This is a genomic window from Nocardia sp. NPDC003963 (assembly GCF_053605105.1).
Genome location: NZ_JBSGIP010000015.1, coordinates 44,661 through 71,543, shown reverse-complemented (window position 1 = coordinate 71,543; position 26,883 = coordinate 44,661). Strand labels below are relative to the sequence as shown.

Below are 26,883 nucleotides of genomic sequence, written 5' to 3'. Positions count from 1 at the left end.
TGATCGACGCTTTGGCCTCTGTCGAGGCTCGACGTTTCCTCTGGAGACTTCGCGGCCAGGTATCCCATTCGCCGGGCAGGCGGGCAAACGATCCTCGAACTGTGGGTGTCCGCCGAGGAACTCGAAGAGTTCAACCGCCACATCATCGGCCGCATCGAAGTGGTGCAGGAATTCCGGTAGCGCAATCCAGTTGCTCGGATCGAAGCACGGCCGGCGATGTGACGCATCAGGTGGATTCGGTGAGGCTCACCCCGGTAGTGGGCCTGGATGTGTCCCGTGACAGCAGTCGGTGGTGCAGCCTGCGTGACCGCGCACCTGGGCGAGCGAGCCATGGTTTCCGGCACGGGACGCTGCCCGCATCGCCGCTCGGGTCAGTGGGGGCGGCCGCGGGTGGCGATCATGCTGTTCAGGTCCCGCTGCTCGGCGTTTTCGACGAGTTCGCACCGCCAGTCGTAATGGACCCGGTAGAGGACTTCGGTGGCTACCGGCACCGCGGCATCTTCGAGGGGGACAGTGGCCAGGTGGATGGTTCCCCCGTACAGGGCCAGGCAGCTCAGGACCGCCCGCAGATGCTGGTGCCCGTGCTTCTCCAGACTCACGGTCCCGTCGGTGTGGGTGTGTGCGACTTCGTGAAGGCCGATTGTCCGTGTTTCGTTGATATCGGTGTAGGCCGGTGGTGGGTCGAAGAGGTGATGCGTGCACTGTGTCAGTGAGGTGTCGCGGACTGCGACTGCGATGTTGATTTCGGTGCGTATGCCGGCTGCGGCCGTGGTGCTGACGATATCGAGAAGCCGGTCGCGGGTCGCCACTGCTTGTGCATCGATGGTGGTCCACAGTGGCCCGACTCGATGACTCTCGAGGTGGAGATAGAGGTCGACCAGCGCTGCTGCTTCCGGCGGGGTAATGGTGAGCTCGGGTAGGAGGTTCTCCGGATCGATGCTCGCGCGCATCGTCGAGGGGTTGAACTGCGGACTATCTACCCCGGTACAGCTCAGTGGCAAGCCTTTGATCGAGGGTCGCACTGCAACCACATCATCGAGTTCCACCGAGTCGGTCGCCGGGTTCGCCCAGAAACCGCGCATCGCCGGCCGAGGCCGGTCGGGCAGGGTCTCCACGATGTACATGCGGTACCAAGCCGGTGTGGCATCGTGCCGGCTTTTCCAGAGAATCTCGACGGTTACGGGGTCTTCGGGGCTGCAGTCCCCGAAGATCCATTGCATCTCCTCGAACCTTGTGGATGCTTCCTCTGGAGGCGTCCACAGGCCGAAGGAGTTCCAGGCCCATTCCACGCCGTACTCCTCGCCACGGGACCGGGCCACGGTGTGGAGGTACTGCCGGGCCGCGTCCCGGAGAACGACGGCATCGTCGCCCGCAGCGGCAAGGCGAATCGGGTTGCTCACGACAAGTTCTCCTGAAGGGGGAGTGCTACCGGCACCTAGCCTACGAGCACGTGAACCCCTGCAATACCAGTTGGGGCCCGATAGGTTCCGCGACCGCGCCGACGTTCCATATCCACGATCGAACCGTGCGGTGGCTTCGAGCAGCGCTGATGTCGCACGGCCGGTGTGCCCTGCCGTCAAATCTTCTCGCCCGAACCACACTCCCGCCCGGAACATTCGGGAGCGCGACGGAACGGATGTGTACTTTCTGTCGTGCTGACGAACTGTGAGCCCGGACGTCGAGCTCGCGAGATGTGAGACATGAACGAAGGCGGCCCCCGGAACACCGATTCCGGGGGCCGCCTTCGGGCACCATCGGCATCCAGGCGCTTGCCCTGGTCACTGAACCGGAGAATCTCTGCGCTCAGGTCGTGAATACCAGGCTATGGGGGGGTTGGGAAACCCCGTTCCGGAGAGTTTCGGAACGGGGTTCGCACGTAGGCCCCGAGCGGCTCAGCGCAGGGTCGCGGTGAGGTGCGGGTAGCCCTTCTTCGGGTGCTTCAGCGCCAGATCCCAGCCCTGTTCGACCTGGTCGGCGTACACGTTGACGGTGGACGGCAGCAGGATCGGTTTGCCGAATTTCACAGCGTAGGAAGCCTTGTCCGGAACCCGGCCCTCGAGCGTGCCGAGAATGGTCGCCGCCGACCACATCCCGTGCGCGATGGCCCGCGGAAACCCGAACGCCTTGGCACCCAATGCCGAGGTGTGGATCGGGTTCTGGTCGCCCGAGGCGTTCGCATAGCGGGTGATCGTCTGCTGATCCACCTTCAGCGTCCGCAGCGGGGGCGGCGGTACCTCGTCCGGTTTCGGTTCGGGTTTGGGGCCACCCGACAGCGACGTCTTCTGCTGGTGCAGGAAGGTGGTGACCTGCCGCCACACCAGTTCCCGGCCGACCCGGATCTCGCTGATCGCGTCGACCAGCAGACCTTTCGGGTGTTCGCGCAGGTTCTCGATATGCGCGGTGATATCGAGCGGTTCGCTCAGCGAGATCTCGCGGGTGCGTTCGATGAGGTTCTCGGCGTGTACCGCGCCGACCGCCACGAACGGGAAATCGCGCTGCACCACGAGTTTCATCACCAGCGGGAAGGTGACGATGAACGGGTAGGTCAGCGGCAGGGTGTCGCCGAAGCGCAGGCCGGTGGCCGCGCAGTAGGCGGCCAGATGGTCCGGGTCCACCCGGAAACCGTCGAGCCGGACCTCGCGGTCCGGGATCGTCGACTTCCGGTTCGACACCAGCGGTAGCGGGACGGCGCCGAGCGCTGCCTTCACATACAGGCTGCCGTTCTTCGGCGGCGCGTCGAGGGTGATGGTCTCCGTCATCACGCGCCGATCATGCTCTGGCCGCAGACGCGGACGATATTGCCGTTCACCGCGTTCGACGCCGGGCTGGCGAAGTAGGCGATGGTTTCGGCGACGTCCACGGTCTGGCCGCCCTGGTTCAGCGAGGCCATCAGCCGGCCGCCTTCACGGGTGGCCAGCGGGATCGCGGCGGTCATGGCGGTTTCGATGAATCCGGGGGCCACGGCGTTGATGGTGATGCCCTTGGCGGCGAGTTCCGGCGCTTCGGCGTTCACCATGCCGATGACCCCGGCCTTGGAGGCGCCGTAGTTGGTCTGCCCGCGGTTACCCGCGATACCCGCGATGGAGGAGACGTCGACGACCCGGCCGCCTTCCTTCAGCGCACCCGCGGCCACCAGGCCCTGGGTGATCCGGTGCGGCGCGGCGAGATTGACGTTCAGTACGGCGTTCCAGCGGCCCTCGTCCATATTGGCCAGCAGTTTGTCCCGGGTGATCCCGGCGTTGTGCACGATGATGTCGATACCGCCGAAACGTTCGGTGGCGAATTCGGCCAGCCGATCGGCGGCGTCGGGTGCGGTGACATCCAGTGCCAGCGCGGTGGCGCCCACCTTGTCGGCGGTCTCGGCGAGTGCTTCACCGGCGGCCGGGATATCGGCGACGATGACCTTCGCGCCGTCCCGGGCGAAGACCTCGGCGATGGTGGCGCCGATACCGCGCGCGGCGCCGGTCACCACGGCGACCTTGCCGTCGAGGGGTTTGTCCCAGTTCGCCGGGGCGACCGCGTCGTCCTTACCGACCCGGATCACCTGGCCGTCCACGAATGCCGATTTGGCGGACAGGACGAAACGCAGTGTGGAGGCGAGGCCGGTGGCGGCGGGTGAGGCGTCGGGGTGCAGGTACACCAGTTGCGCGGTGGCGCCGCGCAACAGTTCCTTACCCACGGACCGGGTGAAGCCCTCGAGCGCCCGCTGGGCGATCTGACCGTCTACTCCGCCGGCGAGTTCGGGGGTGGTGCCGACGACGAGCACCCGGCCCGACGGGGCGATACTGCGCATCGCGGGCTGGAAGAACTCGAACAGCTGCGACAGATCCTCGATGCTGCCGATACCGGTGGCGTCGAAGACCAGGGCGCCGTATCTGGTTCCCGTGGTGAGGGAATCGGCGAAGGTGTAGTCGTCGGCCAGCAGTGCCCGCAGTGGTTCGGCGATACGGCCTTTACCGCCCAGCAGCACCGGTCCGGGCAGTGCCGGTTCGCCGGCCACGTAGCGCCGCAGTTTCTCCGGTTTCGGCAGACCCAGCTTGTTCGCGAGGAACCCGCCCGGCGCGGAATTGACGAACGATCCGTAGAGGTTGGGTGCACCCTTGCTCTTGGCTGCCACAGTTCCCACCTTTTCTGTTGCTCGATGTGGTGTCGGTACAGGTAGTCCCCGATACCGCTCGTTCCGGTACCCGTCGCGCCGGCTCGCCGGACCTGACCTGCGCGATGCGCAGTGTCCGGAAGCCGGGCGGCGCACAGTCGCCGGGAGCGGTGTCGACATTGAACTTACTCCGGAGTAAGTTTATCGTAAACCGAGCGCGGGCGGGCGTCGGACGCCGTGGCGGGGAGCCGCGGTCCGGGCCCGGAGCACCCGACCCTCTCGCCAACTCGACAACCTGGGAGACCCGAGTGACCACCACATCCCGCACGACCCGTCCGGTAGCCATCCTCGGCGGTAACCGCATCCCGTTCGCGCGTTCCGACAAGGCCTACGCCCACGCCTCCAACCAGGACATGTTCACCGCCACCCTGGACGGACTGGTGAGCCGATTCGGCCTGCAGTCCGAACGGCTGGGCATGGTCGCCGGCGGCGCCGTCCTCAAACGGGTCGGCGAACACGGCATGATCCGGGAGAGCGTGCTCGGCAGCCGGCTCAGCCCCTACACCCCCGCCCACGATCTGCAGCTGGCCTGCGGCACCGGCCTGCAGGCCGTCGTCACCGTCGGCGATGCCATCGCGGCCGGCCGGATCGAGGTGGGTGTCGGTGGCGGCACCGACACCACATCCGACGCGCCCATCGGGGTCAGCGAGCGGATGCGGGAGTGGATGCTGAACATCAACCGGGCCCGGACCAACGCCGAGCGGCTCAAACTGGTGGGCCAGCTGCGGCCGGGCATGGTCGGGATCGAGATCCCGCGCAATGCCGAACCCCGCACCGGTCTCTCCATGGGTGAGCACGCCGCCGTCACGGCCAAGGAATTCGGCGTCGCCCGCGACGCGCAGGACGAACTCGCCTACCTGTCGCACAAGAATATGGCCGCCGCCTACGAGCGCGGTTTCTTCGACGATCTGGTGACCCCGTTCCTCGGGCTGACCCGCGACGACAATCTGCGCCCGAACTCCTCGCTCGAGAAGCTGGGCACGCTGAAGCCGGTCTTCGGCGTGAAACTGGGCGACGCCACCATGACCGCGGGCAACTCCACGCCGCTCACCGACGGTGCGTCGGCCGTGCTGCTGTCCAGCGACGAATGGGCGGCCGAGCGCAAGCTGCCGGTACTCGCGCATCTGGTGGACAGCGAAGTCGCCGCGGTCGATTACATCCACGGCCCCGACGGCCTGCTCATGGCCCCCACCTACGCGGTACCGCGGCTGCTCGCCCGCAACGGCCTCACCCTGCAGGATTTCGATTTCTACGAGATCCACGAGGCCTTCGCCTCGGTGGTCCTGGCCACCCTGCAGGCCTGGGAGTCCGACCAGTACTGCAAGGAGCGCCTCGGTCTCGACGGGGCCCTGGGCTCGATCGATCGCACCAAACTGAACGTCAACGGCTCCTCGCTGGCCGCCGGGCACCCGTTCGCCGCGACCGGTGGCCGGATCGTCGCCCAGGCCGCCAAACAGCTGGCGGAGAAGGGGTCGGGCCGCGCGCTCATCTCGATCTGCGCCGCGGGTGGCCAGGGTGTGGTAGCCATTCTGGAGCGCTGAGCCGTACGACGGGTCCGTCCGGCGGGTGAGGGAAGCGCCCGTAGCCGAGACGGACTGCCAGGGGACAGGAGGTGCCCCGATCGAGAAGGTCGGGGCACCTCCGCACTCGGCTGTCGGATACTCGTCCATCCACTTTCCCCCTTCCAGCGGGGACGTCGAGCACGAATACGTCGGGTTTCCATACGCGGCGGAAACGTCCGAACGGGACGGTCCGGGCGGTATCCGCCGGCTGTACCGGCCGCTCGGGCGACCCGGTCGACGGGTGAACCCGGCAGTCGGCGGGTTCGCGGGCGAAGGATCTGCCGGACCTAGCCCGAGCCGGGTAGTTCGTGATGCCCGCCGAAGGCCTCCCGCATGGCGGAGAGCGCTTTGTCCGCGTAGGCGGATTCTCCGCGCGAGGCGAAGCGCTGGAACAGCGCCGCCGAGAGCACCGGTGCCGGTACGCCGATATCCACCGCCGCGTCGAGGGTCCAGCGGCCCTCTCCGGAATCGGAGACGCGGCCGCCGAAGGAATCCAGATCCGGGTCGGCGTGCAGTTGTGCCGCGGTCAGGTCCAGCAGCCAGGACGCCACCACCGATCCGCGCCGCCACACTTCGGCGACCTCCGGGATATCGATGTTGTACCGGTAGTACTCGGGATGTTCGAGCGGGGTCTCCTCCGCGGAGTACCGGCTACCGGCCCGATTGCCGTAATCGGCCTTGTGCAGGATGTTGAGACCCTCCGCGTAGGCCGCCATGATGCCGTACTCGATCCCGTTGTGCACCATTTTCACGAGATGACCGGCCCCCGCGGGCCCGCAGTGCAGGTATCCCTGTTCGGCCGGGCCGGGATCCCCGGTCCGGCCCGGCGTCCGCGGTGCGGCCGAGACTCCGGGGGCGATGGCTCGCAGCAGGGGTTCCACGTACCGCACCGGTTCTGCCTCGCCCCCGATCATCAGGCAGAATCCGCGCGCACGCCCGAACACACCGCCGGAGGTCCCGATATCGAGGTAGTGGATACCGAGCGGAGCCAGTTGCGCGGCGCGGGCGATATCGTCGTGGTACCGGCTGTTACCGCCGTCGATGACGATATCGCCGGGTTCCAGCAGCCGCGCCAGTTGATCGACCGTGGCGCCGGTGAGCCCGGCCGGGATCATCACCCACACCACCCTGGGGGTGTCGAGATCGGCCACGAACTCCGCCAGATCGGTGCTCCCCCGGAAGCCCGCGCCGAGTTCGGTGGTGAGGTCGGCGATCACATCGGCGTGGCGTTCGCACCCCACCGCGGTATGCCCGGCCGCGACGATCCGTCGCACGATATTGGCGCCCATCCGGCCCAGCCCGATCATGCCCAACTGCATCTCGCGTCTCCTTCTGATAGGAGTCCGTATCGCAGGTCGTCACCGATTGTGCCCGCCCGGCGAGAAAATCCCGCACCTCGATGTGTAACGACCTGTGCGCGGTACCGATATACCGGTCGGCTCCGTGCATTCGCCTGACCCCCGACCCGGCGACTGCACGGGGCCACTTTGCTGTCCGGGGTTCGGTTCGGGCGATATGTCCCAACTGGGACGTCGCTGGGTAGCCGATGGCGCAGCTGTGATCGATCCGGCACTGAAGATTACAGTTCGGACAACTATCGTTGGCGAAGGCTCGCACCCGCGAGTCCCCGAAGTACCGATTGGGGAGGACGGTTCGTGAGCAGCGAATCGAACACCGACCGAGGTGACAGACGCGATTCCGGCCGTCCACAGCCGATCGACGGCGGCCTACGTCAGCTGCTCGATACCGGCCGTGTCCAGCAGGGACAGCAGCCACCCGACCAGACCGGACCGGTCGGCGAAGTCGTGTCCGGCTGGCGGGGCGGCAGCTCCTGGCTGAACCCCAGCGCCGGTGGAGATGGATCGCAGCAGGAACAGCCGGATCCGGCCCAACCGTCATCGGGTTCTGTTTCCGGCACCGCCCCTCCCCAAACCTCGCCGCACACCCCGGAGGTCTCCCGGCCGGCCGCGGAACCGCGGCCGGCCGGTCGGGGCCCGGCCGCTCCCGGGATGCCCGGGCCCGGCGGCCCCGGATCAGCCCCGGCGACGGGTCCTGTGCGTTCGCCCGGCCCCGGGCCGTCCGGTGGTTCCGGCGGTCCGGCTCGGCCCAGCGGACCCGACACCCCCGGCGGTCCCCGCCCGTCCGGGCCCGCCGGCCCCGGCCCGAGCGACCCGGCCGGCCCCGATTACGCCACCCAGCAGTTCCCGTTGCCCACGGCCGCGTCGGTGCCCGCCACCTTCGCCGATTCGGACCCCGACGACGCGCCGACAGAGGTCTTCGATTCGACCGCGCTGAACCAGCGGCTCGCCGGGGGCCCGTCCTCCTGGCCCGGCCATCCCAACAACCCGACCAGCGCCGATATCCTGTCGCAGGGTGAATCCGGTCCGCCCGACCCGCCGCGCGGCCCGGGCCGTGGCCGCGGTACCGGCGGGGGTGGCGACGACGAGGGCCGCTTCTCGGCCGCCCGCACCTGGCTGCGGGATTCCGCGAACGCCCGGCGCGTACTGCTGGTCGCCGCTATCGCCTTCGGTGTCGCGCTCGTCGGATATATCGCCGACCTGGCGATGACCTCCGGCAAGATCCCGCGCGGGGTCGAGGTCGCCGGGGTCGCCATCGGTGGGATGGACGAAGCGGACGCTCGCGCGAAGCTGCAGGAGACACTCGATCCGCGCGCCGGCGCGGTCGTCCCGGTGAAGATCGCCGATGTACAGACCGAGCTGGTGCCCTCAGCGGCCGGTCTCGGAGTCGACTGGGAGGCGACCTGGGAGCGAATCGGCGGTCAGCCGCTCAACCCGGCCTCCCGCCTGCTGTCGTTCGTCGCCACGCGTAAGGTCACGGTGGCCAGCTCGGTCGACGAAGCCGCGCTGAACAGCACTTTCGAGGAATTGAAGGTGCACGACCAGCCGCCGGTCGAAGGCGGTATCCATTTCGAGGGCACCCGTCCGGTCGAGGTGAATCCCACGTCCGGACGTGTTCTGGACCTGCCCGCCGCCCGCACCGTTCTCACCGAACAGTGGGCGACCGCGAGCACGCTGGATCTGCCCGTCGCCACCGCGCCGCCCGCCGTCCGCCAGGACGCCATCGATCAGGCGATGCACCAGATCGCCGAGCCCGCGGTGAGCGCGCCGATCGTCTACACCGGTAAAGGGGCGGCGAACGCCACCCTGAGTCCGGAGCAGATCGCCACCATCGTCGGCTTCGTACCCGACGGGCACGGGGGGCTGCGGGTCGAGTTCGACCACAAGGTGGCCACCGATCTACTCGCGCCGCAACTCGCCTCGACCGAGGTCGAACCCGAGGACGCGACCTTCACCTTCTCCGGTGCGCCCACGGTCGTCCCGGCCGTGGTCGGCGACAAGATCAATTGGGCGAAATCGCTGGAACAGTTGCCCGCCATGCTCGCCGCGGCCGGCGCGCAGCGCACCACGCCCGGTATCTACGAGCGGATCGAACCGAAGCTCACCACCCAGGCCGCCGAGGCGCTCGGTATCACCGAGACGATGGGCGAGTTCACCACCAGTGGTTTCACCGGTCCGTCCGGGGTGAACATCCGTACGGTCGCGCAGGAGGTCGACGGCGCGGTCGTCAAACCGGGTGACACCTTCTCGCTCAACACCCATACCGGTCCGCGGACCGCTGCCGAGGGTTATGTGGAATCCGGCATCATCGACCACGGTCGCCCCAGCAAAGCCGTCGGCGGCGGGATCAGCCAGTTCGCCACGACCCTCTACAACGCCGCCTATTTCGCGGGCCTGGAGGACGCCGGCCACACCGAACACAGCTATTACATCTCCCGCTACCCGGCGGCCCGGGAAGCGACCGTGTTCGACGGCGCCATCGATCTGCAGTTCCGCAACAACACTCCACACGGCATATACATCCAAGCGGTCGCGGACAGCTCCGATGTGACGGTCCGTATCTGGGGCACCAAAACGGTGAACGTGGAGTCCATCACCGGGGACAAGACCAAGCCGACCGAACCGGAAACCATCAAGCTGCCCGAGGGCGACGACTGTATCGCCTCGACGGGTGCGCCGGGTTTCACCATCTCCGACACCCGGGTGATCACCGATATCAATACCGGCGCGGAGGTTTCCCGGCACACCCGCACCGTGAAGTACGACCCGGTACCCGAGGTCGAATGCGAATCACCGGACAAGAAGCCGGAGGAATCCGCGGACGAACCGAGCGGCGGCAGCCGGCCCAGCAGTAGTCCGACGACCACCGGCCGGCCCGGCCGCCCGGGGTCTCGCTGACACAGCGACACCGCCCGGCCGAGCCGGCCGCGGATCCGATACCGAAACGCCCGCCCCGATCGTCGGGGCGGGCGGTGTCGTTTGTGCCGGTGTGTGCCTTACAGCGGGGTCCGCATGAGCAGCACGTTGTACTGGCGGTGGACCGTGAGCAAGAAGTACAGGTCGCTGCCCGTCTGGTAAGGGAAGATCATCGGCGCGTAGGCCGTGGGCAGCGCACCCGCCTCCAGCAACACCCGGGGAGCGCTCCACGGCCCCTCGGGCGAATCCGCGGTGCGCAGCACCACCGAGTTGAACGGGTCGGTCGTCGTCATCACGAATTTGCGCAGATGGTCGTTCCACTGCACGGACAGCTCGGCCACCCCGTCGACCACCGGCACGGAAGCCTTGGCGTCGTTCGGTTTCCAGCCGTGACCGTCCCAGTACTCGTAGGCGTCCAGATTCGCGATATCGGGTTCGCGTACCCGCGATACGTACCCGGGATGGTTACGCCCGGCCGGAGTGCCGTACCGGTATACGAACCCGTCGTCCTTCACGAAGGCGTTCTGCTGGAACCGTTCGTGCCCGTCCACATTCGCCCGGCGCGTGTTCGGCAGCTGGGCCCAGGTCCGCCCGCCGTCGCCGGACGCCGCGAGGGTGGAGAAGTTGGTGTTCCACAGACCGTGGTCACCCCATTCCTTCACCGACATCATGCTCATGTACTGCACCCCGCCCACCGCGATACCGGCGGTCGGGATCAAGCTGATCTCGATACCCGGGATCTTCGGGCTCGGCAGCGGATTGGGGACCGCGCCGTCGAAGAAGATGCCCTGCGCCGGATCCTTGGTGTGGCTGAAGAACAGCGCATTACTGGTCCACGCCCACACACTGCCGGCCAGCAGATTCGGCACCCCCAGCCCCGCCGAATCACCGAACGCCGTGAGCATGGTGCCGGCACCGTCGTCCCACATGACACCGAGATCCGTGCCGAGCACGTTGATCTGCTGGGTCTTGTTGGGGCTGTCCAGACCGGTCACCTGGAAGACGGCCTGGGTATCGCCCGGCAGCCGGGGCAACCCGCGGGGTTCGCCGTTGATACCGGGGATCGGATTCACATTGTTCGGATCCGCGACAGCCGGGCCTGCCAGAACGAGCGCGGCGACGGCACCGGCGACCCCGGTACGCACCAGGACGGACAGCGGGCGGTGAGTCATTCGATGTCCTCCTGCTGGGCGGCACGGCGGCGGTTCGATGGCCCATCTTGCCATGATCATCGCCGGGCGGCGGGCCGGTCGGGGTGCGTGATTCGCCGCCACCGGTGGACGTGCCTGTCGTGCGGATCGCCGGCGAAGTGCGGGGATCGTAACCGGTCCGATCGATCCGTCATATTCGTAGCGCTGCGGTCCGGAGCCTGAATTGCGCCGGCCCCGAGGGGTTCACCAGTATGTCCGCCCCCGCAGGCACGATATCCGGCAATGTGCTTCCCACCAGCGGTCCGCGTGGCGGCGTCGCTTGTGCACCTCGGCCGTCACGACCATCACGCATTTCACCCCGTCCGGCGATTCGGCCGTGACCGGGGAATTCTGTTCGTCGCAGCCGATGTACGAATTCGCCGAGGTTGTGGTGCCCGAGCTCACCGATCTGCTTGCCGGCCGCGCCGATCCGGAGGCACATGTTCTGCACGGCTGTATTGATGTATTGGAAGGAACCGCCGCCGGTGGCCACCGATTCAGAGTGACAGAGTTCGGGTACCGGGGCCGCCGCTGTTGCCGCCATTGGGAGGGGATCGAGAAGTGGGAGTTACCCGCAATGACCAGGCCGGCCCGGAACGCCGCGAGCGGCCCGGAAAATCCGGGCCGCTCGCGGCGTGAGTGTGCCGGGTCGAAGCCTCAGAACGCTGCTTCGTCCAGCTCCATGATGTCGTTGTCGAGGTTGGACAGGACGGTACGCGTGGCGGTCAGTTCCGGCAGGATATTGCGGGCGAAGAACTGTGCCACGGCGACCTTGCCCTGGTAGAAGTTCTTGTCCGCGCCTTCGGCGCCGGCGTCGAGGGCCTTACCGGCGATCTCGGCGTGCCGCAGCAGCTGCCAGCCGATGAGCAGGTCACCGACCGAGAGCAGGAAGCGGACCGAACCGAGGCCCACCTTGTAGAGCTCGTCGGTCTGCTCCTGCGCGCCCATCAGGTGTCCGGTGAGGGTGGCCGCCATGGCCTGGACATCTTCGAGCGCGGTCGCCAGCAGTTTCCGCTCGCCCTTGAGGCGGCCGTTGCCCGCCTCGGAGTCGATGAACTTCTGGATCTGGCCGGCCACATGTGCCAGGGCCACGCCGCGATCGCGGGCGATCTTGCGGAAGAAGAAGTCCTGCGCCTGGATGGCGGTGGTGCCCTCGTACAGCGAGTCGATCTTGGCGTCGCGGATGTACTGCTCGATCGGGTAGTCCTGCAGGAACCCGGAACCACCCAGGGTCTGCAACGATTCGGTGAGGTACTGGTAGGCCCGCTCCGAACCCACACCCTTGACGATCGGCAGCAGCAGGTCGTTGACGCGGGCGGCGGTATCGGCGTCCGCGCCGGAGACGGCGGCCGCGATATCGGCGTCCTGGTGGGCGGCGGTGTAGAGGTATACCGCGCGCAGGCCCTCCGCGTACGCCTTCTGGGTGGCGAGGCTGCGACGCACGTCCGGGTGGTTGGTGATGGCGACACGCGGCGCGGTCTTATCGGCCATCTTGGTCAGGTCCGCACCCTGGACGCGCTGCTTGGCGTATTCCAGTGCGTTCAGGTAGCCGGTCGACAGGGTGGCGATCGCCTTGGTACCGACCATCATCCGCGCGTGTTCGATGACCTCGAACATCTGCGCGATGCCCTGGTGGACCTCGCCGACGAGCCAGCCCTGGGCGGGCACACCGTGGCCGCCGAAGGTGACCTCACAGGTGGCCGAGACCTTCAGGCCCATCTTGTGCTCGACATTGGTGACGAAGACGCCGTTGCGTTCGCCCAGCTCGCCGGTCTCGTGGTCGAAGTGGAACTTCGGTACGAAGAACAGCGACAGGCCCTTGGTACCCGGACCCGCGCCCTCGGGGCGGGCGAGTACCAGATGCATGATGTTCGGGAACAGGTCGTCGGAGTCGGCCGAGGTGATGAAGCGTTTCACGCCCTCGATATGCCAGGACCCGTCCTCCTGCCGGACCGCCTTGGTGCGGCCGGCACCCACATCGGAACCGGCGTCGGGTTCGGTGAGCACCATGGTGGCACCCCAGCCCTGCTCGACGGCGATCTCGGCCCACTTCTTCTGCTCTTCGGTGGCGTTGTTGTAGAAGATGTTGGCGAAGCCGGGGCCGGCGGCGTACATGAAGGCCGCGGGCTGGGCGCCCAGGACCAGTTCGCCGATGGCCCAGTAGGCGGCGCGGGGGAAGGCGATACCGCCGAGCTCGGGATCGACGGCGTAGGAGTCCCAGCCGCCGTCCTGCAGGGTGCGGTAGCTCTTCTTGAAGGATTCGGGGATGGAGACTGTATGAGTTTCGGGGTCGAAGACCGGGGGGTTGCGGTCGGCGTCGGCGAAGGATTCACCGAGCGGGCCCTCGGCCAGCCGGCGGACCTCGTTCAGCATCTCCTTGACGGTGTCGGCGTCGAGATCGCCGTACGCGCCGGATTCCAGGATGCTGCCCAGGCCGAGTACCTCGAAGAGGTTGAACTCCAGGTCGCGGACGTTGCTCTTGTAGTGACCCATTGTGATACTCACTCTCCGTTGAGTCGGGTGCGGTCGGTGTTCATACCGTTCCCGCCCGTCGGTTGCCGTCGGGTAGCTGACGCATAACGGCAGGCTACTCGCGGGTAACTTATTGATTATATTACTGGCGGGTAAGGCAGTCGGCAACGGTGCGGCGCCGCTTTGTGACGCGCGGAACAGGCGGCAGCCCCTCACCAGCGGTTTCGGATCGGTCTCGGCTGTTCGGGAGGGTGATCTCGCGGTGGGCGCCGACGGTCTCCGCCGGGCTGTGCCCGTTAGGGTGAGGCGTGCGGATCGAGACGGACTCAGGGCCCGCGGAGGCCGAGATCGACTACCCGGATACTCCGGCGTTCCTGCTGGTCTTCACCCACGGCGCGGGCGGCGGTGTGGACTCCGCCGATATCCTGACCGTCCGCGATACGGCGCTCGCCGCCGGTGGGGTGGTCGCCCGGGTCCGGCAGCCGTACCGCGTCGCCGGGCGCCGCGCACCCGGCAAACCCGAGCCCCAGGACCGCGCCTGGGTGGAACTGACCGCCGCGCTGCGCGCGCGGATCGGGCCGGAACTGCCGCTGGTACAGGGTGGGCGCAGCAACGGAGCGCGAGTGGCCTGCCGGACGGCGGTCGAGCTCGGTGCGCGCGGTGTGGTCGCCGTATCGTTTCCGCTGCACCCACCCGGTAAACCGGAGAAGTCCCGGCGCGACGAACTGCTCGCCGCCGGCGCTGCCGAGGTGGTGGTGATCAACGGCGGCAGCGACCCGTTCGGTATCCCGGACGCCGCCGACGCGGCCGAGGTACGGGTGATACCCGGCCAGCCGCATTCCTTCCGGAAAGGTTTCGACACCATCGCCGAAACCCTCGCGCCCTGGTTCCGCCGCTGGGGTTCGTGACCGGGCCCGGATTCCGGGCCGCCTACTGTCCCGGAACGGGTTTCCGCGCCACCACCAGGGCGTCGATCGCGTCTCCGCCCTCGGTCGGGCGCAGCACCTCCCGGGCCGTCTCGATATCGAGCCCGGTCCCGGTACCCAGATCCGCCACCACCTCCTCGGGCGTGAACAGGATCGCCGGATCCTGCGGACCCCCGTACCCGCGGGCCGGATTATCGCTGTGATGGCCGAGTACGAGCAGCATCCCGCCGGGGGCGAGCGCATCGGCGGCCCGGTGCAGCAGCCGCCGACGCTCGTCGGCCGGTAGATGTAGGAACACCAGCAGGATCAGTTCCCACGGGCCGCCGATCTCGAGCCCGGGATCGGTGAGATCATCGCACTGCCAGGTGATCCGTTCCCGGATCGACCGGGTCAGCCGGGTGGCCACCGTCCGTCCCTTGTCGATACCGACCTGCGAGAAATCGATCCCGTGTACCCGCCAGCCGTGCGTGGCCAGCCACAGCGCGTTCCGTCCTTCTCCGCAGGCCAGATCCAGCGCACGCGGCAGTTCGGGAATCTCGCCGTCGGGGCCCGGCAGGCGTGGTACGCGCCGCTCCAGGCCGTGTACGAACTCCACCACCGTGTTGTTCGGGGGTGCACCCCACACCAGTTCGCTCTGCACGTAGCGCGCATCCCATTCGGCCGCCTTCATACGGCCAAGTGTATGGAGGCGGCCGGGGCCGGGCGCGCGGCTTCAGCCCGCGTCGGCTTCGGGCAGCCAGCGCACCGGTGTGGTTTCACGGATGTGGACCAGTGTGTCGAAGGCGGCGCGCAGCGACTGCACCCGGAAGAGCGCTTCGTCGTCCCGGTCCGGGTCGTATACACCGCCGATCACCCGGAGCCGGGCGGGTGCCGTGGCCCAGGCGCGGACCGCGGCGGGCAGTTCGCCGCCGAGGTCGACGAACCAGGCCGGCAGATCGACGGTGCCGAAGGTGGCGTCGACGAGGTCGGGCTGTGGCGCGGGCGCATGCACGACGCCGAGGTCGCCGTGGTGGAAACCTATCCCCACCGACCGATACGCGGAGCCGAAATAAGCGCGCAGATGGCTGCCTTCGGTATGCGTCCGCTCCGTCGCGCCGCCGGCGACCGCGGGGCCGGCGGCTGCTGTGTGGCCGATACCGTCCCAGTAGACGATCCGGGCGCCGGTACGTTCGTAATGGTCGATCAGGAGTTGCGCGGAGGCCGGTTCGCCGCCGCCGAAACTGCCACGTCCGGCCACGCTGTGCTCGTGGAAGGCCACGATCGAGCGCAGGAGTGTGTGGGCGGCGGCGAATTCGCCGGCCGGGCCGGTATCGGCCGGTAGCGATTCCAGCAGTGCGAGCGCGTCGTGGGCGTCCTCGGCGAACGGGCGTCCGGGATGTATGCCTCGGTGGCGCTGGACGTGCTCGTCGATGCGGTGCGCGGTGCGGATCGGTGCCAGATGCGTTTCCAGTTCGGTCAGCCGGGTGGGTGCCCAGCGGCGGGCGAAGGCGAGCACCGCGTCGTAGTCGGCCGGTTCGGCCGCCGGAGGTTGCACGCCCATCACGCCCACCGGATCGTCCGGGTGCGCGAGGTTGTACGCGCGGATCCATTCGAGGGTGGCGACGGTTTCACCGGTACGCAGGGGCCGCCACGCACCGGCGAGGGCCGCGTACGGATCGCCTCCGGTGCGCACGTAGGCATCGAGCCGGGCACCGGATCGGGCGCTGTCCTGGACGGCCAGGGTCCGGAAACCGTGTTCGGTGACCAGTATCCGGAAGATCCGGTCGCGCACGCCGTAGGTCTGCCGGGAGAAGCGGGTGGATTCGCCGATTCCGGCCACCGCGGCCGTGGCCAGACGATCGGTCAGTTTCCGCAGGTCCGGTCCGGTATCGGCGGCATCGGTGCCGAGTATGGGCTGCGCCGCGCTGCGCAGCCACTCGTGCACCGCTTCGGTGGCGCCGGTCGAGGCGGAGGTGATGGTCACGTGGACTCCTGGTGTCTCGAGTGGAGTTACACGAACCAGCCTCATACCTGAACCATTGTTCAGGTCAAGCCGTGGCTGCCGGCCGAACCGGAAATCTCACAACCGAGTGCGCATCAGCACCACGTTGTATTGATTGTGCAAGGTGGTCATGAAGTACAGATCGCTTCCGGTCTGATACGGGAAAATCGATGGTGCGTAGGCGGTGGGCAATTCACGAGTATCGATCAACACCCGCGGTTCGCTCCATGGTCCCGCCGGTGCCGAAGAGGTTCGCATCACCACCGAGTTGAACGGGTCGGTGGTGAGGGAGACGAATTGCCCGAGATGGTCGTTCCACATCACCGAGAGTTCGCCGACACCGTGCATGATCGGCCGGGCTGCATTCACATCGCCGCGTTTCCAGCCGCCACCGTCCCAGTATTCGTAGGCGGCCAGGTTCTGGATATCGGGTTCCCGGACCCGGGAGATGTACGCGGCATTGTCGCGCCCCGAAGCGGTGCCGTAGACGTAGACCCAGCCGCCGTCCTTCAGGAAAGCGTTCATCTGGAAGTTCCGGTCGGCACCCTCGTTCGGGCGCCGGGTGAAGGCGAGATCCGCCCAGGTTTCACCGTTATCCGCCGAAGCGGCCAGGCCGGAGTAATTCGTCGTCCAATCTCCGGGGGTATCCCACGTTTTCACCGACATGAGGCTCATGTACTGCACACCACCCACCGAGATACCGGCGGTGGGAATTCGGCTGATCTCCAGCAGGGGGATCTTCGGGCTGGGGATCAGGTCTCTGGCCTGGCCGAATATATCCCGCACGACGCTGTCGAAGAAAATTCCCTGGCGTGGATCCTGGGTATGACTGCGGACCAGCACATTGCTGCGCCACGCCCACATACTGCCCGCGAGGAGATTGGGGAAACCGACCCCGGCCGTATCGCCGAACGCGGTCAGCATTTCGCCCTGACCGTTATCCCACATGATGCCCAGGTCGGTCCCGAGCATGTTGTAGTTCTGGGTTCCGTTCGGGCTGGCCATACCGGTCACCTGAAAAACGGCCCGGGTATCTCCGCGTAACTGGGGGAGTCCGTTGGTGCCGTTCAGAACGGGAATCGGATTGATAGCGTTGGGATTAGCGGTGGCCGGTGTGGTGGCGGCGATCAGTGCGGCCGATGCGCCAGCCAGCACAGAAATAAGTATCGATCGGGTTCTCATCAAGTCCGTCGGACCTCCGGGTCATGTCAAAGACACCCACGGTCATATGCGGGGCGCCTCGATGGATACACGGAACATTTCGACTGGCTGGCAGAACGCGGACATGTTACCAGTGGGTTCGGCCTGATCAGACGCATTGTCGGCGGTTCCGCGCAGGTGTCATTCACGACTCCGGTAGTGGTACTGCCGGGGGTTCGGCGGCACTACGGCAGAGCTTCCGTCCGCGGGCGACATAGACCGCTCCATGGTCTAATCGAAAGTTAACCGCGGATTTCAGCGGGAGACTTCAGTGAGGAAGCGGAGGACGCATGCTGCCAGCCGGAATGGATCCGCGCACACCGGTGCTCGTCGGCGTAGGACAGGTTGTGCACCGGTCCGGTGAACCGGGCCTGCCCGGCCCGGTCGAGCTCGCGGTCGAATCGCTGCGCCGGGCCGGTACGGACAGCGGGACCGGGGACGCGCTGCTGCGTTCGGCGGATGTGATCGCGTCGGTGGCGCCGGTGAGCCGCCAGTACGCCGACCTGGGCACACTGGTCGCGGCCGAGCTGGGCGCCTCCCCGAAGCGGACGCTGCAATCGGCGCCCTACGGCGGGGACGCTCCGCAGCGGCTGCTGAATCTGCTGGCGAGCGAGATCGCCGAAGGCCGGTCGGATATCGCGCTGCTGTGCGGCGCCGAATCGGTCGCCTCCTGGAACGCCGCCAAACGATCCGGTGTGGATCCGGGCTGGCCGGACCAGGACGAGAACGCGCGGCCCGACCGGATCATCGGCGCCGACGACGCCCCCAGCACCGAGATGGAGACCGCGGCCGGCCTGTGGGGCCCGATCTATGTGTACGCGCTGATGGAATCGGCCATGCGCAACCGGCTGGGACTCGACGAGCAGGCCCATCTGGCCCGGATCGGCGGATTGTGGTCGCGGTTCTCCGCCGTCGCGGCGCGCAATCCGTATGCCTGGTTGCCGAGCGAACGCAGTGTGACCGAACTGATCACCACCGGACCCGACAACCGCATGGTCGCCACTCCGTATCCGAAGCTGTTGATGGCGAATCTGACGGTCGATCAGGGCGCCGCGCTGATCCTGTGCAGTGCCGCCGCGGCGGATGCGGCCGGGGTCCCCCGGGAGCTGTGGGTATTCCCGCACGGTGGCGCCACCGCGACCGATACCTGGTTCCTCTCGGAACGTACCGATATGGCCGCGTCCCCGGCGATCGCCGCGGCCGGCCGGGCGGCGCTCGGCAGTGCGGGAATCGGTATCGACGATATCGCCCATATCGACCTGTACTCGTGCTTCCCGGTGGCCGTCCAGGTCGGCGCGGCCGCACTCGGATTGTGCATCGACGATCCGGCGCGGCCGCTGACCGTCACCGGCGGCCTGACCTTCGGCGGCGGCCCGGGCAACAACTACAGCACCCACGGCATCGCGACCATGGTCGAGATCCTGCGGCGCGAGCCCGCCGACTACGGCCTCACCACGGCTCTGGGCTGGTACATCACCAAGCACGGGGTGGGCGTCTACTCCGCGAAACCGCCCGCCCGGTTGTTCCGGCCGGTGGAAGCGGAGGTCCCGGTGGCGCGCCGGGAGACGGCGCCCGGTTACACGGGCCCGGCGGTGGTGGAGGCCTATACGGTTCCGTACCGGAAGGGCAGCGCGGGTGACGAACCCGAAGCCGTTGTGGTGAGTGCGTTGAACCCGGGCGGCGCCCGCATACTTGTCCGGGCGACGGACAGCGAGACCATCGCGGCTGTCGAGGCGGGCGACCGATTGGGCGCCGCCATCGATATCACCGCCGCCGACCGTTTCATTCTGCGTAGCGAGAGGACCGCTTGATGACCGAGACCGTGCTCCTGGACCGGTGCGATGCGATAACCGTGCTCACGGTGAACCGGCCCGCGGCGCGTAACGCCATCGATCTGGCCACGGCCCGGGCGATCGAGGCGGCGCTCGACGAGTTCGAGGCCGACGATTCCGCTCGGGTCCTGGTGCTCACCGGGGCCGAGGGAACCTTCAGCGCCGGAATGGATCTGATCGCGATGACGCGCGGTGAGGTGCCGGTGACCGAACGGCGCGGCCCGCTCGGGATCGCCTCGAACCCGCCGGCCAAACCGATGATCGCCGCGGTGGAGGGTTTCGCCCTCGCCGGTGGTTTCGAACTCGCGCTCTCCGGCGATCTGATCGTCGCCGCGCGGGACGCGAAATTCGGTTTGCCCGAGGTGAAACGCGGTCTGGTGGCGGCGGCCGGTGGTGTCATGCGGCTGACCCAGCGGTTGCCGCGCAGTATCGCGGCCGAGCTGGCGCTCACCGGTGGGCGGATCAGCGCGGAACGTCTCTACCAGCTGGGTCTGGTGAACCGGGTGACCGAACCGGGGGAGGCGCTGGAGGTCGCGCTGGAGCTGGCCGGGGAGATCGCGGCCGCCGCTCCGCTCGCGGTGGCGGCGAGTAAGCGGATCATCGACGAGACCCCCGACTGGACTGCCGCGGAGGGTTTCGCGAAGCAGGGCGAGATCGCGCTGCCCGCGCTGGTTTCCAAAGACGCGGCCGAGGGCGCGCTGGCCTTCGCGGAGAAGCGCGACCCTGTGTGGCAGGGCCGCTGAGCGATCTGCCGAGAGGCAGCCCGGGCCCGGGTTCAGTGGTCGCGCTGGATCCGGACCCCGGCGGCCCGATCGATCGGGACGAGTACCGCAACAGCGCTCAGTTCTGGTAGCGCGCCTGCGTCGCGGTGGCCCGGCGCCGCGGGGGTGTTCCCTGCCGGTGATCTTCTACCGGTCCCCCTCAGCGGAATGCCGGTGAGTCCGGTGGCATTCCGGGCGGCCGCAACCGGTCGGCCCCGCGACGCCGATCCGGCAGCTACGCCTCATCCGAGTTCTGTCGCAGCGCCCGAGCCGGTGGCCGGCTCGTCTCCCAGCGTGGGCAGCCAGTCCAGGAGTACGCGGGCGCAACCTTCGGGGTCGTCGTAGAAAGGTGTGTGGCCGCTACCGGTGAGGGTGAGGTGCCGGGCCGTGGGCAGAACTTCACGAGCCCGGCGGCTCTGGGTGGCGTAGGTGAGCAGGACGTCGCGGTTGCCCCAGGCGATCGTCACCGGTAGTTCCGCGAGGGCGGCGGGATCGTCCAGTTTCGCGTCGGCGAACGAGGCCAGCGCCGGGGCGAAACCCAGCGAGTCGACCGCGCCGCGCGCGGTGTCCAGCGCGACCTGCGGGCCGACCGCCCACGGTTTGCCGAAGACCAGGCTCAGGAACGCGGACCGGCCGATCGGGCTGCCGAGTACCTTCGGCAGGGCCGGCCCCAGGATGCGGCCGAGTTTCGCCGCCTGCCCCAGCGACTGCTGGCACCAGATACGGCCGGCGGTGTCCCAGAAGAAGATCGGCGAGAAGGCTGTCACCGAACGGGCCTGGCCGCGAGCGCCCAGGTTCAGCGAGATTCCGCCGCCCATGGAGTTCCCGGCCAGGTGGGGCCGCTGGATGCCCTGGTCGGCGAGGAATTCGGCGAGCGCGTCGGTGAGGGTGGCGACGGTGGTGTACGGCAGCGGTGCGGAATCGCCGAAACCGGGGAGATCCACCGCGATCACCTCGAACCGTTCGGCGAGGGCGCCGATCACCGGTTGCCAGACCTGCCAGCGGCTGCCGACCCCGTGGACCAGCACCAATGGTTCACCGCGGCCTTCGCGATGGTGGTTGAGGCTCGTCATGTTCGCCGCTCTCCGCTCGGGTCCCGATTCCGGGCTCTCAGACTAACAGCAGGCGCCAGCCCTCAGTTGGCTTCGCGCGGGTCGTCGGCAGATTCGCGCCGGGTCGCGAGTACGTGGCGGGCGATGTCGTGGCTGTGAAACGCGTCGGAATTCCGGGCCCCGGGTTGCGGGCCGAGTGTGACTGCGACTACACACATGCGTGGACGTCACGCGGGCGGCCGCGGAGACTGTTCCCCGGCCGGCGCAGCGTTCGTGCGATACAGCTGAGAGAGGAACCCGGTGCGGAAGACCCTGATTGCCGCGACCTTCGTCATTCTGCCGCTGTTGGCGGCCTGCGGTAGCGATACCGAATCTGCTCCCGACGTGACTGCGGCGGATCTGTCCCAGAAATTCCAGAAGACCGGTCTGCCACAGGCATTGTCGGACTGCGCCGCGAAAGTCTACATCGCGGAGGGGATTTCGCAGGATGGTCTGCACACCATGGTCGGCGATGAATTCGATACCCGGATAGCCGACCCGGAGACCCTCGGTATGAGCAAGGAAGACGCCGACAAGGCACGGGCGGCCAGCCCCAAGATCGCGAGCGAATGCCTCGGTAAGACCCAGTAGCCGACCCGGGCCGGCACCGGCTGTCGCGCGGAGCGCGGCACGGGTCGCCGAGGGGCCGAGCCGTCGGACCGGCCGCGGTATCCCGAGCAGCCGGACCGCCGGAAATGATTCTCGCTGAGCGCAATACTGCTTTCGGGAATCACCTCCTAGCAGCATGCCTGCATGACACCACAGAATCCGCCCTTCACCGCGGCCCGCACGGCCGCGGTGATCGGCGCCGACCCGGCGGGCGTCACCGCCGCGCTGGGGTTGCTCGACGCGGGTTTCGATGTCGCTCTCTACAGCGACCGCGACCAGAACGCGTTGCGCAATCGAACGCGGCCGGGTGTCCGGGCCGCCGCGGTGGCTCCGCACCCGGCGGGCCCACCCGGCAGCAGTCGCCGGCCCGGCCGTACGCCCCGGCCCACCGGTCGTATCGCCTTCGACGGCTATCTCGGCGTCACGGTGGACAGTGCGTTCGAGACAGCGGGCCGGATCTCCTCGTTCGTGGAGCGTGGCGGAGCGTTCCTGGTGGAATCGGTGACGCCCGAATCGCTGGGCGCGATCGCCGCGTCCACCGATCTCACCGTGGTCGCCACCGGCCGGGGACGCCTGGCCGGATATTTCCCGGCCGCCGCGGACCGGCCGGTGCACCGGGGTTCGCCCCGGTCACTGAAGGGTTTGTACGTACTCACCCGGACCGCCGGTTCCGATCGCGTCGAGCCGAACCCTCCCGTCGCCGGGCCGCGGATGGTGCACTGAAGGCACAGCACCAGTCGAGTCCGGCGTGCGCCGGGGACAGGAGGCTCCGGCGTGACCGTGGCAGTGGTGGTCGGCAACCCGAAACCGGCATCTCGAACTCTGTCCGCGGCCGTCGGCCTCGCCACCGCGCTGCGGCCGGATACCGAGCCCGCGGTCATCGATCTGGTCGAGTTCGGGCCCGGCCTGCTCAACTGGGGTGATCCGGCGGTCGCCGAAGCGGTCGATACCGTCGCCGCCGCCGAACTGGTGGTCTTCGCCAGCCCCACCTTCAAGGCCACCTACACCGGTCTGCTGAAACTGTTCCTGGAGCAGTTCGACGGCGGTACCGGCCTGGCCGGGGTATTGGCCGTGCCGCTGATGCTGGGTGCCGGTCCCGCGCATGCGCTCGCCCCGGATCTGCTGCTCAAACCGGTTCTGGTGGAGCTGGGCGCGACCACCGCCCTGCCCGGGTTGTATCTCTCCGACCGGACGTTCGCCGAGGACGGTGTGCTCGACGCGTACGCCGACCGGTGGCGCCCGGTGACGCGGGCGCTGACGGCGACGACAACCCATTCGAAGTGAAGGGCCGATCATGAACGAGATCTTCGAAACCCCCGCCGACGGCACCGGCCTGCGTCGTGCCTTCGCCAACTTCCCGAGCGGTGTCGTCGCGGTCTGCGCCGATATCGACGGAAAGCCGGTCGGGCTGGCGGTGAGTACCTTCGTCCCGGTCTCCCTGGATCCGCCGCTCGTCTCGTTCTGCATCCAGAACAGCTCGTCGACCTGGCCCAAACTCGTCGATGCGGGTTATCTCGGCCTGAGCCTGCTGGGCACCGATCAGCAGGAGGCGGCGCGTTCGCTCAGCTCCCGCACCGGTGACCGGTTCCGCGATCTGGAACTGCACGAGGGGACCGGCGAGGCCGTATTCATCCAGGGCGCGTCGGTATGGATCGAGGGCACGCCCGAAGCGCACGTCCCGGCCGGTGATCACACGGTGGTGATCCTGCGGGTCAACCGGCTCGCCATCCACCCCGATCGCGAACCCCTGGTCTTCCACGGCTCCCGCTTCCGCCTGTTGCACGCCAGCTGACGGCACCGGCGACCAGGGGCGGGCCCGGACGCTCTGAACCGGGTGACCCTGCTCCGGCAGGGGTCGTCGCGGGATTCGCGAGACACTCGGCGGCGGAGTGGGCGAAACGGCGGCAATTCGCTGGAGGAGTGCGTCCGGCTTTGCGAGAGTAGCCGCATGGCCATATTCACCAGCGAGCCGCCGGCATCCTTCGAATCCTTCGACGGGACCCGGATCTATTACCGGCGGGTCGGGGCCGGATCACCGGTGATCATGATCCACGGCTCCGGCGGCGGGCTGCATTCGTGGCAGCCGGTGGCCGAATATCTGGCCGACCGGTTCGAGCTGTGGCTACCGGCGCGTCGCGGCTATGCGCCGAGCGGGCCCGGTCACGCGCCCAAACACTACGCCGACGAAGTGCGGGATCTCGGCGGGATCATCGATCTGATCGGCCGCCCGGCACATCTGGTGGGTATGTCCTACGGCGCCACGGTCGCCCTGCACGCCGCGGCCGCCGGACTCCCGGTCCGTTCGCTGGCGCTGTGGGAGCCACCGCTGTACGCGGCGGGCGCGGAACTCGCGCCGGTACTGACCCGGTTCGAGGAACTCGTAGCGAACGGTGAGCGGGGCCGGGCCGTCCGGGTGCTGGCGGAGCAGGTCTCCCGGGTCCCGGCGGCACTGCTGGCGGCCGCGGGCGAGGCGGAACCGGACGAGAACGAACCCGACGATTCCTACGGCTGGAGCCGGGATCTCGAATCGATGATCGCCGATACGACCTATCTCGACCGCTGGTCGAGCGTCACCACCCCGACACTGCTGATGCGCGGTTCGGACACCTGGGAGCCGATGCCGGAAACCGTCGAGCGGCTGGCGACGGGTATGCCGCATGCGAAGCTCGAGACTTTTCCCGGGCAGACGCATTTCGCGCCGTCGACGATCCCCGAAACCGTGGCGGGGACACTCGCCGCCTTCCTGTACTAGGCTCGCAGGACCGGCACCATTTCGGGGCACAGCACGTCCACGCTCGTGCCCAGTACCCAGCCCTCCTGAACACCGGGCGCCACGCCCGCCCCCACCAGCTGCCGCTGCGCGGCCCGCTTACCGCTCGGGGTGGGATCGGCGCGGAGCGCTCCGCAAACCTGTTCACCGAGGACAGCGGCATCGGCGCGGTCGGCGCCCGCGATCGCGAGGCGAGTGTGCAACACCGACTCGGCCGGGACACCGGGTATGGGGGCAGCCTGGGCCTGCGCCCCGGAAACAGCCCCACCGACGGCCAGTGCCGCCCCGGACAGCACGGCGAAGGCACCGGCCGACAAGTATCTGAGCAAAACGATCTCCTCGGTTCGTGAAATCGCAAGCGGCCCGAGGGGCCGGGCCGTCACGGTTATGGCGAGAGCCGGCTGTTCGGCCGGATCCCGCCTTATCACGAATGAGATGATTCACTGGATCCGGCGAATCCGAACACATTGCGCGAAAATGGCTCCAGTGCGCCGATATCGTGGCGTGCTCGGGCGCGGATCCGGGTGATGCGGCGTAACGCGAATACGAGTTCCGAGTCCGGCTGCGATCGGCGAGCGGGTCGGTGGACATCACGGCCGCAACTCTCTCGCGCGCGGCGCACTCCGCGATCGAGCGATTCAGTGATGTGGTGAGGGATGCCGCGGTCGCGAAGATCCCGGGCTGTTTTTCGGGAGTCTTCGTCACCGACGATCAATGGCAGATGCCGGTCAGGAGTCCACCCAGTGCAGGCTGGCATTCATACGCTGCAGGATATCCAGAGTCATCCCGACCGAGTCGTCGAGACCCCAGGGGTTCTTCAGATCCAGCCCGCCATCGCTGTCGAGATTCTCCGGCACGTAGACATGCATATTTCTCAGATTGTGTTCCCCGAGGTTGGCGGGGATATCGTCACGACGTTCCATGGGCACGATATCGACAGTCGCGGGACGGCCCGATTCCATCACCCGGCGGATCTCGTCTACGCCCATGGTGCGGACATCGACGATCTTCGCCTCGGGATAGCGGTCTCCCACAGCCCAGTACAGAAATCCGGCCGAGTGGCCGACCTCCACAGCCTCGTAGGAGCCGAAATGCGCTGCTGTCGCTTTCTCGATATAGGCCGCGAGAGTGGAGCCGTCCGACATGGATGCGTAGGCCGGCCTCCCGTCGGATAGGTATGGAAGTGTCGCGTCCATCCGGTAGGTACCGAGATGGGTGCGGACGACCACCTGCTGACCGGATCGAGACACCATCGCGAGAAGGCTCTGCGGCTGCGTCGTTCCCAGGGCGTTGATCCCGGCGACGACGTAACAGTCGCCCCAGGGGCCCTGTTGGCTGGTGATGCGGGTGGTATCGGTCGGCATGACCAGTGGGACGGGCCGATAGTGTCGACCGTCCGGCAAGCCGGGTTCGCCATCGGCCCGGTACTCCCGGAAATGACCACGGCGCGGGTCCTGCAGAGCCGGTCGATACCAGAGTTGGTTACGGGCGGTGTGCAAGGTATCGAGGAACTGTGCCCGCCCTGGACCATCGAGGGTCTGTACGCTCGTTCGACCAGCGTTCTGGAATGCGGTAGCGGCGCTCTCGGCACCGCGTCCGAAAGCACTGGTACGACCGGCTGCGACGCGGCTGACACTTCCGGTGGCCAGGACCGTCCGCTGCACGAGTTCCATGCACTGCTGCACCATACGATCGGGATGAATTTCGGTGACCCCTTGCTGGCGTTCTGATCTGTGCCGCCGCCCGGAAAGAATACCCGTTGGCGGAGGGGAGTCCTATGGCGGAGATTGCGCGGCTGACGATGGTTGATTCCGCGGGTGTGCCCCGGCCTGTCCTGATTACCGAGGGCAACCGCGTCGGACCGGTCGGCGCGGCCCGGCCTCGGCCGGGAAGCATATTTGCGAAACCTCGGCCACCGGGCCGGTGGATCGGCTACCGCCGGGACGGGTGGTCCGGGCCGGGTGGCCCCCATCCGGGCACTGCTCGGCTGCGGGCTGTGACCCGAAAAAGACTTTCCGAAAAGGATTTTCGGCGAGTTCGTTTCGCGGCAACGAGCGCG

General features: G+C 67.8%; 23 protein-coding genes and 1 pseudogene. 11 read left to right on the top strand and 13 right to left on the bottom strand.

Features of this window, described 5'->3' with window-relative positions; all coding sequences use genetic code 11:
• Positions 1–371: 371 nt before the first annotated feature.
• The 3 genes from ACWEWT_RS22810 to ACWEWT_RS22800 form a co-directional block, all read right to left on the bottom strand.
• The gene (locus tag ACWEWT_RS22810) at positions 372–1,400 is read right to left on the bottom strand and encodes a hypothetical protein (protein ID WP_452561754.1); all 1,029 of its coding nucleotides are present in this window, start codon (positions 1,398–1,400) and stop codon (positions 372–374) included.
• A 492-nt stretch (positions 1,401–1,892) separates the two neighbouring features.
• Positions 1,893–2,759: a MaoC family dehydratase gene (locus ACWEWT_RS22805; RefSeq protein ID WP_452561832.1), complete on the bottom strand. Its 867-nt coding sequence runs from the start codon at positions 2,757–2,759 to the stop codon at positions 1,893–1,895.
• On the bottom strand, positions 2,759–4,117 hold the full coding sequence (locus ACWEWT_RS22800) for a 3-oxoacyl-ACP reductase (protein ID WP_452561752.1): 1,359 nt from the start codon (positions 4,115–4,117) through the stop codon (positions 2,759–2,761). Before ACWEWT_RS22800 ends, ACWEWT_RS22805 begins: the two co-directional genes overlap by 1 nt.
• A gap of 287 nt (positions 4,118–4,404) precedes the next feature.
• Here ACWEWT_RS22800 and ACWEWT_RS22795 point away from each other — a divergent pair, with 287 nt between their 5' ends.
• On the top strand, positions 4,405–5,697 hold the full coding sequence (locus tag ACWEWT_RS22795) for an acetyl-CoA C-acetyltransferase (protein ID WP_452561750.1): 1,293 nt from the start codon (positions 4,405–4,407) through the stop codon (positions 5,695–5,697).
• A 308-nt stretch (positions 5,698–6,005) separates the two neighbouring features.
• Here the strand turns inward: ACWEWT_RS22795 and gnd are convergent, their stop codons facing one another.
• Entirely contained in the window at positions 6,006–7,037 is a 1,032-nt protein-coding gene (gnd, locus tag ACWEWT_RS22790) for a phosphogluconate dehydrogenase (NAD(+)-dependent, decarboxylating) (RefSeq protein WP_452561748.1), read from the bottom strand.
• 735 nt (positions 7,038–7,772) lie between these two features.
• On the opposite strand from gnd, the gene ACWEWT_RS22785 reads away from it, so the two are divergent.
• A complete protein-coding gene (locus tag ACWEWT_RS22785) occupies positions 7,773–9,974 on the top strand; it encodes a VanW family protein (RefSeq protein WP_452561747.1) in 2,202 nt (733 codons plus the stop codon).
• Positions 9,975–10,072: 98 nt separating this feature from the next.
• On the opposite strand, the gene ACWEWT_RS22780 is transcribed toward ACWEWT_RS22785, so the two are convergent.
• From ACWEWT_RS22780 to ACWEWT_RS22770, 3 genes are all read right to left on the bottom strand, one after another.
• Positions 10,073–11,164: a DUF4185 domain-containing protein gene (locus ACWEWT_RS22780; RefSeq protein WP_452561745.1), complete on the bottom strand. Its 1,092-nt coding sequence runs from the start codon at positions 11,162–11,164 to the stop codon at positions 10,073–10,075.
• A 169-nt stretch (positions 11,165–11,333) separates the two neighbouring features.
• Positions 11,334–11,675 (bottom strand): hypothetical protein, encoded by a 342-nt coding sequence (locus ACWEWT_RS22775; protein WP_452561744.1) that lies wholly within the window; start codon positions 11,673–11,675, stop codon positions 11,334–11,336.
• Between the two features lie 164 nt (positions 11,676–11,839).
• A complete protein-coding gene (locus ACWEWT_RS22770; protein WP_452561830.1) occupies positions 11,840–13,675 on the bottom strand; it encodes an acyl-CoA dehydrogenase in 1,836 nt (611 codons plus the stop codon).
• Positions 13,676–13,962: 287 nt separating this feature from the next.
• Here ACWEWT_RS22770 and ACWEWT_RS22765 point away from each other — a divergent pair, with 287 nt between their 5' ends.
• Positions 13,963–14,562, top strand: a complete 600-nt coding sequence (locus tag ACWEWT_RS22765) for an alpha/beta hydrolase family protein (protein WP_452561743.1) — start codon at positions 13,963–13,965, stop codon at positions 14,560–14,562.
• Positions 14,563–14,584: 22 nt separating this feature from the next.
• Here ACWEWT_RS22765 and ACWEWT_RS22760 read toward each other — a convergent pair whose 3' ends face one another.
• The 3 genes from ACWEWT_RS22760 to ACWEWT_RS22750 form a co-directional block, all read right to left on the bottom strand.
• A complete protein-coding gene (locus ACWEWT_RS22760; RefSeq protein ID WP_452561742.1) occupies positions 14,585–15,250 on the bottom strand; it encodes a class I SAM-dependent methyltransferase in 666 nt (221 codons plus the stop codon).
• A gap of 42 nt (positions 15,251–15,292) precedes the next feature.
• Complete coding sequence (locus ACWEWT_RS22755; protein WP_452561740.1) at positions 15,293–16,543, bottom strand: erythromycin esterase family protein; 1,251 nt, start codon at positions 16,541–16,543, stop codon at positions 15,293–15,295.
• Between the two features lie 96 nt (positions 16,544–16,639).
• Positions 16,640–17,743 (bottom strand): DUF4185 domain-containing protein, encoded by a 1,104-nt coding sequence (locus ACWEWT_RS22750; protein ID WP_452561738.1) that lies wholly within the window; start codon positions 17,741–17,743, stop codon positions 16,640–16,642.
• A 308-nt stretch (positions 17,744–18,051) separates the two neighbouring features.
• Between ACWEWT_RS22750 and ACWEWT_RS22745 the strand changes: the two genes are divergently transcribed.
• On the top strand, positions 18,052–19,572 hold the full coding sequence (locus ACWEWT_RS22745; RefSeq protein ID WP_452561736.1) for a thiolase C-terminal domain-containing protein: 1,521 nt from the start codon (positions 18,052–18,054) through the stop codon (positions 19,570–19,572).
• Positions 19,572–20,336 carry a crotonase/enoyl-CoA hydratase family protein gene (locus ACWEWT_RS22740; protein WP_452561735.1) on the top strand — a complete coding sequence of 255 codons (765 nt, stop codon included), beginning with the start codon at positions 19,572–19,574 and terminating at the stop codon, positions 20,334–20,336. Before ACWEWT_RS22745 ends, ACWEWT_RS22740 begins: the two co-directional genes overlap by 1 nt.
• A 260-nt stretch (positions 20,337–20,596) precedes the next feature.
• On the opposite strand, the gene ACWEWT_RS22735 is transcribed toward ACWEWT_RS22740, so the two are convergent.
• On the bottom strand, positions 20,597–21,427 hold the full coding sequence (locus ACWEWT_RS22735; RefSeq protein ID WP_452561733.1) for an alpha/beta fold hydrolase: 831 nt from the start codon (positions 21,425–21,427) through the stop codon (positions 20,597–20,599).
• 279 nt (positions 21,428–21,706) lie between these two features.
• On the opposite strand from ACWEWT_RS22735, the gene ACWEWT_RS22730 reads away from it, so the two are divergent.
• The 5 genes and pseudogenes from ACWEWT_RS22730 (at position 21,707) to ACWEWT_RS22710 (ending at position 24,806) form a co-directional block, all read left to right on the top strand.
• Entirely contained in the window at positions 21,707–22,036 is a 330-nt protein-coding gene (locus ACWEWT_RS22730) for a hypothetical protein (RefSeq protein WP_452561731.1), read from the top strand.
• 162 nt (positions 22,037–22,198) lie between these two features.
• Positions 22,199–22,345: pseudogene (locus tag ACWEWT_RS22725) on the top strand (cadherin repeat domain-containing protein); the annotation flags it as partial.
• Positions 22,346–22,828: 483 nt separating this feature from the next.
• Entirely contained in the window at positions 22,829–23,338 is a 510-nt protein-coding gene (locus tag ACWEWT_RS22720; protein ID WP_452561730.1) for an NADPH-dependent FMN reductase, read from the top strand.
• Between the two features lie 10 nt (positions 23,339–23,348).
• The gene (locus ACWEWT_RS22715) at positions 23,349–23,846 is read left to right on the top strand and encodes a flavin reductase family protein (RefSeq protein WP_452561728.1); all 498 of its coding nucleotides are present in this window, start codon (positions 23,349–23,351) and stop codon (positions 23,844–23,846) included.
• 156 nt (positions 23,847–24,002) lie between these two features.
• Entirely contained in the window at positions 24,003–24,806 is an 804-nt protein-coding gene (locus ACWEWT_RS22710) for an alpha/beta fold hydrolase (RefSeq protein ID WP_452561727.1), read from the top strand.
• On the opposite strand, the gene ACWEWT_RS22705 is transcribed toward ACWEWT_RS22710, so the two are convergent.
• Together ACWEWT_RS22705 and ACWEWT_RS22700 are read right to left on the bottom strand one after the other, a co-directional pair.
• On the bottom strand, positions 24,803–25,153 hold the full coding sequence (locus ACWEWT_RS22705) for a DUF732 domain-containing protein (RefSeq protein ID WP_452561725.1): 351 nt from the start codon (positions 25,151–25,153) through the stop codon (positions 24,803–24,805). The genes ACWEWT_RS22710 and ACWEWT_RS22705 overlap by 4 nt on opposite strands.
• Positions 25,154–25,552: 399 nt before the next feature.
• Positions 25,553–26,188: a C2 family cysteine protease gene (locus ACWEWT_RS22700; RefSeq protein WP_452561723.1), complete on the bottom strand. Its 636-nt coding sequence runs from the start codon at positions 26,186–26,188 to the stop codon at positions 25,553–25,555.
• A gap of 72 nt (positions 26,189–26,260) precedes the next feature.
• Between ACWEWT_RS22700 and ACWEWT_RS22695 the strand changes: the two genes are divergently transcribed.
• Positions 26,261–26,554 (top strand): hypothetical protein, encoded by a 294-nt coding sequence (locus ACWEWT_RS22695; RefSeq protein ID WP_452561721.1) that lies wholly within the window; start codon positions 26,261–26,263, stop codon positions 26,552–26,554.
• The last annotated feature ends 329 nt before the right edge of the window (positions 26,555–26,883 follow it).